We start from the raw sequence: 3,641 nt of genomic DNA, 5'->3' as shown, positions 1-3,641 counted from the left end.
GATATCGGCGCGGCAGGCGGGGACGGCGGTGGGGTGGTGTCCGGGGCCGACGGCACGACCTCAGTAAGGGGGGCTGTGGGCGCAGGGCCGGGCGCGGTCGGGCGCTGTACTGTGCCTGCTGCGATGCCGGTCGGCAGCCAGTTTTCGGTGCGTTGCAACTGGGTGTGGTCGCCTGTGGCGCGGCAGAGGTCGATGACCGCGGACAGCGCCGGGCGCCGGCCCGGATCCTTGGCCAGGCACTGTGCCATGAGGTCCCGCAGCTCTGCCGGTACGCCGGACAGGTCGGGGGCCTGGTGGACGATGCGGTAGAGCACGGCGTGTGAGGGCCCGTCCCCGTATGCGGAGGCACCGGTTGCCGCGAAGACGGCCACCTGGCCGAGGGCGAAGATGTCTGTCGCCGCGGTGATCTGGGTACCGGATGCCTGCTCGGGTGCCATGAAGGAAGGCGTCCCTATCGTCACCCCACTTGCGGTCAGTGCTGTGGCGTCGGCGGCCCGTGCGATGCCGAAGTCGATGACCCGCGGCCCATCGGGGGCGAGCAGGACGTTGGACGGTTTGAGGTCGCGGTGCACCAGGCCCGCGTCGTGGATGGCCTGCAGTGCTTCCGCGATGCCTGCGACGAGCAGCCGCACAGTCGCTACGGGCAGCGGCCCGTGGGCGGCGACGGCCGAGGACAGGGTGGGGCCGGGAACGTATGCGGTGGCGAGCCAGGGCCGCGAGACGTCGGTGTCGCTGTCGAGGACCGGCGCCGTGCACAGTCCCTGGACGCGCCGGGCAGCCGCCACCTCGTCGGCGAACCGCCGCCGGAACTCCGCATCCTCCGCGAATTCAGGGCGGATCACCTTGATCGCCACGGGTCGGCCGGCGGGGGTGTACGAGAGGTAGACCTTCCCCATCCCGCCGGAACCGAGCCGCGCGACGAGCCGGTAGCTCCCGACGACCGATGGGTCGTCGGCCTCCAGCTCCTGGAAGAACCCGGCGGACCTGCTGCTTTCCATGAATCTCCACACCCCCGGCCCCGCACCCTAACCAAGCATCTCTACTCGTGGTGCACAGGGTGGCGGTGGAGAGGCTTCAATGGTGTGGCTGGTCCCCGGTTTCGCTGACCGGGGATCATTGGGTGTAAGCCCGTGTTCCTACCGGAACGGGTTCTCCTGCCACGGTCGTCGGCGGCCGCCTGAGGCGTGACGATCTGACGGGCAAGGTCGCCTCGCTCGGCGAGGCCCTACGCCAGGCCGGTGTGGGTGGCAGAGGGACGACCTGCTTACCCGCACCTTCCAGACGGTGGGGGAGCCTCTGGTATTCGTCTTCCCCGCGAAGATGTTGAGGCAGGGCTGCTGCCAGCCGGGCTGCCGGACCCCACTCAATAGAGGTAGGTGGCACACCAGACCCGTGTGCCACCCTCACGTGTGCAGCGGACATGCTCGCAGACTCTGCCGAACCCTGCCGTCCGACGCCGGCGGAGCTGTTAAGTTCGACGGCATCAGCGATCGGGAATTTGCCCCGACTCAGCACCAACCACCGTGCCGCGGTTCCGAGTACTCGCCGAACGGCAGGTCGTAGACGTCCCCGTCGTTGCTTGTCACCACATAGCGCGGCGCGGTTCTTGAGGCTGCCGCCCGCAGACTGATGACGAGGTCACGGACAGGAAGTACACGGAGTGACAGAGCCACAGCCACCCGCCATCGCTCTTGGCGGAACTCCGGATTAGCCCTGGCGAGATTTCTCTCAAGGTGCTGGGCGGAAGCCTGCATGACGTCCAGATCGCCACCGCCGGAGAATCTGAGGCAGTCCCGCCATTCCAGTCCGATAATGATCTCCAGCGCGTCCTCCAGGTCGTCGGCGATCAGCCCGCCAGCCCCCTCGGAGCTCGCGAACACCACTGCGCGGCGGCCGCCTTCCTCAGCGCACAGGAAGACGCCCCGCCGGTGAAATCCCCCGCGATCGGCTCCAGGGGCGCGCCCGTGGCAAGCCTCAGGCCGGCACCGCACCCCTTGCGCTCGATGTCGAACTCGAAGGAGGTCCGCAGCAGCTCGTGGATGTCCGGCATACTCTGAATCAGATCGAGCAGATGATCGTTTGAGGCCATGACCACGACGATAGTCAGGGCCGCTGACGCGCGGGGGCCAAGCCCGACCTACAGACGCCCACAGCGGACACCCACTCGGCAGCCACCGCCGCAGCAGGTCATTCTTAAACGATCAGTGAGTATGTGCTGGTGGCCAGTCATGGATAAGCTTCTGCCCGGCGATCTGTAGTGAGACCGGCTTCGCTCCCGCTCCTCGAGACATCGGGCGACAGCGCTGATCAAATCGCTTCCTGTGCGCAGTCCAGCCGGTGGACGACCCGGTCGGGCCCGCGCCCTGGGGCGGCTCCGAGACTCGCCACCGCTTGCGTTCGCCGGCAGGCGGTGGATCAAGGACGCTGTGGTCCTGGTCCTGGTCCTGGTCCTGGTCCTGGTCCGGCAGCGGCTGCGCCGCCGCGGCCGTCGCCCGGCACACCAGCGGGTGTGGAGCACAGAAGGACACCTGACGTATCTGATGCAACGGGCCGTGGAGGTATCGACGCGGTCAGGGATCTCCAGGATCAGGTCATACCGCCACACGCCGTGCTGATCACGGCGTCGACGTGTCACCCGGACCTCGACGATCTGCTCGTCCGGCAAGAGCACCGTGGCGTACGGCAGACGTGCCAAGTGTGACCGGCCACCGTAGTTTGTGAATGACTGTGCTGTCCCTGCAGGACAAGCGTCGAACGGGACGCTCCTGCTTGCGAGATGGCGGCGTACGGACTTTCTTCCCAGTTGCGTACGGACGAAGAAGAGACTTACCCAGCGAAGGTCCTGCCGAGCCGCGGTGCGCCTGCGGCCGGATGGGGACAGCCCTCCCCCGCGCGGGGGAGACGGAGGTACCGGTCTCATTCCGAGGCTGGCTTCGAGGCCAGTCCTCAGAGGCGATGCCGGGGCGGCGGGACGCAGAGAGGATAGTGCACATGACGACCACACAACTCGACACCGCGAGCCTTCCGCCCTCGCCCCGTTGGGCCATCCGTGCCGCCCATGCCGCCGCGCTGGTCACCCTGCCGTCCGGGATCTGGCGCCTGATGCTGGCGGCAGGTTTCACCGCCGGGTACACCGAAGCCGGGTACGATGCGATGGGCTTCACCGGCTGGGGCGCGGTGTATGTGGTCGGGCTCACCGTGGGCGGAGAGTTGCTCGCGCTGCTCACGCTCGGGCTTGTCCGGCCATGGGGTGAGGTGCTGCCCCGGTGGATCCCGTTCGTCGGCGGGCGTCGGCCGAACCCGCGTGCGGTGACCGCGGTGGCGAGCCTCGCCGCCGGGGCTCTGACGCTGATCCTCACCCAGTTTGCCTTCTGGTGGGCCTTCCCCCATCCGGACATGACCCCCTTCGGCAGCACCGTTGCCGGAATCCTCTACCTGCCGCTGGTCGCCTGGGGGCCACTCCTGGCCGCCGTCACCATCGCCCACCACCGTCGGCGACGCGCCGCAGGACTCTGACCGGCCCACCCCCCGTTTGGCTTCGGCCCAGGCCACACGGCGCGCTGTGCGTGTCCGCGTGTCCGCGTGTCCGCGTGTCCGCGTGTCCGCGTGTCCGCGTGTCCGCGTGTCCGCGTGTCCGCGTG

The 3,641-nt window shown here is 68.5% G+C and carries 4 protein-coding genes; 1 reads left to right on the top strand and 3 read right to left on the bottom strand.

The features are described 5' to 3' along the window. The 3 genes from ACSNOG_RS32090 to ACSNOG_RS32080 form a co-directional block, all read right to left on the bottom strand. On the bottom strand, window positions 1-998 hold a 998-nt coding region (locus tag ACSNOG_RS32090), incomplete at its 3' end, for a serine/threonine-protein kinase (protein WP_436756225.1). A gap of 510 nt (window positions 999-1,508) precedes the next feature. Then, entirely contained in the window at window positions 1,509-1,883 is a 375-nt protein-coding gene (locus ACSNOG_RS32085; protein ID WP_436756224.1) for a hypothetical protein, read from the bottom strand. After that, window positions 1,847-2,089: a hypothetical protein gene (locus ACSNOG_RS32080; RefSeq protein ID WP_436756223.1), complete on the bottom strand. Its 243-nt coding sequence runs from the start codon at window positions 2,087-2,089 to the stop codon at window positions 1,847-1,849. Before ACSNOG_RS32080 ends, ACSNOG_RS32085 begins: the two co-directional genes overlap by 37 nt. 902 nt (window positions 2,090-2,991) lie before the next feature. On the opposite strand from ACSNOG_RS32080, the gene ACSNOG_RS32075 reads away from it, so the two are divergent. Then, window positions 2,992-3,516, top strand: coding sequence for a hypothetical protein (locus tag ACSNOG_RS32075; RefSeq protein ID WP_436756222.1), 525 nt, complete (start codon window positions 2,992-2,994; stop codon window positions 3,514-3,516). Window positions 3,517-3,641: the final 125 nt, after the last annotated feature.

The sequence above is a fragment of the Streptomyces sp. URMC 124 genome, from assembly GCF_051386455.1.
In the GTDB taxonomy this organism is placed as follows: domain Bacteria; phylum Actinomycetota; class Actinomycetes; order Streptomycetales; family Streptomycetaceae; genus Streptomyces.
This window is presented reverse-complemented; position numbering and strand designations above follow the sequence as displayed.